We start from the raw sequence: 1163 nt of genomic DNA on the forward strand, positions 1-1163 counted from the left end.
ATCAATGTCGATGGTGATGGTCCAGCTGCTACTGTTGGTAACGTTACCTGCCGGATCTTTCGCCGAAGCGGTGAAGGTATGGTTGCCTTTACCCAGATCAACAGACGGTGTGAAACTCCAGTTACCGTCAGAGCCTGCGGTGGTGGAGCCCAGCACGTTGCTGCCATCGGTGATGGTAACCACGCTGCCGGCCTTCGCCGTACCGGTGATCTCCGGACGGGTGTCGTCCGTCACGCCGTTCTGCGCGACATTAGCAGTGACATCGCCCACGTCATCCTTAATGGCGGTGATTTCAGCCTGGCCCGGGGTGACGTCAACGATAATGTTCACGTGCGTCCCTTCAGGTCCGGTGTTACCCGCCGTATCAGTCACTTTCGTGGTGATGTCGTGCGGACCATTCGCCAGCGGCGCACCCGGTGTGAAGCTCCAGTTACCGTTGATATCTGCAACCGCGGTGCCAATAACGGTACCGTTGTCGATGATGCTCACCGTACTGTCCGCTTCCGCCTTGCCGCTGATGGTCGGGGTGTTGTCATCGGTGGTGTCACCGTTGTTCACCGGTCCCTGATAGTTACCAACGTTATCGGAAACCAGCAGATCGGAAGCCGCAGACGGCACAGTGGTATCCACAACGATGTTGAAGCCACCGGTTGCCGGGCTGACACGTCCTACGGTGTCAGTGACGGTCGCAGTGAAGTTATGGTTGCCGTCGTTCAGCGCCGTACCCGGCGTGAAGCTCCAGCTTCCGCTGCTGTCGACCATCGCGGTGCCAATCAGCGTACCGTTGTCGTACACACTGATGGTGCCGTTGGCCACACCCGTACCACTGAGGGTCGGGGTGTTGTCATTGGTCATATCACCTTTCTGCAGGAAGTCCACACCCGGTGCTGCGTCGTCGTACACTTTATCCAGCGTCGGTGCCTGCGGCCCTTCAGTGGAGACTTTGATGGTGTATTCGTTGGACGGACCCGCTTCGTTACCGACTTTATCGGTTTCCTTCGCCGTCAGGACATACGTACCGTTCGGCAACGGTGAAGACGGTTCCAGTTCCCAGGTACCATCGGACTTGACGGTGGTGGAACCGATCACCTTATCGCCGTTGTAGACGGTGATGATGTCACCCGCTTCTGCGCCAGTACCCTGGATCAGCGGACGGGTATCAT

General features: G+C 58.0%; 1 protein-coding gene. It reads right to left on the reverse strand.

The annotated features are described in order from the left end of the window. On the reverse strand, positions 1 to 1163 hold a 1163-nt coding region (locus GTGU_RS23320), incomplete at both ends, for an Ig-like domain-containing protein (RefSeq protein ID WP_038163533.1).

Origin of the sequence: Trabulsiella guamensis ATCC 49490 (assembly GCF_000734965.1) — a bacterium.
GTDB classification, from domain to species: domain Bacteria; phylum Pseudomonadota; class Gammaproteobacteria; order Enterobacterales; family Enterobacteriaceae; genus Trabulsiella; species Trabulsiella guamensis.